This window comes from Pseudaeromonas sp. HNCC25DJ180 (assembly GCF_055413345.1).
Window position 1 is genome coordinate 1 of sequence record NZ_JBVAYF010000050.1, and the last position, 359, is coordinate 359.

Annotated in this window: 1 protein-coding gene; it reads left to right on the forward strand. The window is 60.4% G+C overall.

What is annotated here, in order from left to right:
- Positions 1-359: Ig-like domain-containing protein (locus ACZYTD_RS17215; RefSeq protein WP_463893924.1), on the forward strand; the 359-nt coding region annotated here is incomplete at both ends.

The following is a 359-nucleotide window of genomic DNA, read 5'->3' on the forward strand; positions in this document are numbered from 1 at the left end:
ACAGCAAGAGCGACAGCCTGGACATTGCCATCACCGATACGGTACCGGTGGCAGTCGATGACAGTGTGACCATCAGCGAGGATGGCGCTAACCCGCTGACCCTCGACCTGTTGAACAATGACACCCGGAACGTGGATGCGCCGGTGACCATCACGGCGATAGCGGCGGTGGGCACGGTGCATGGCACAGTCACCCTGAACGCCCAGGGCGAGTACGTCTATACGCTGGATAACAACAACCCGGCGGTGAATGCGCTCAAGACGGGCCAGAGCCTGACCGATCTCTTTAGCTACAGCATTAAGGATGCGGACGGCTCGAGCAGCACGGCGCAACTGACCGTGACCATTCAGGGCCACACC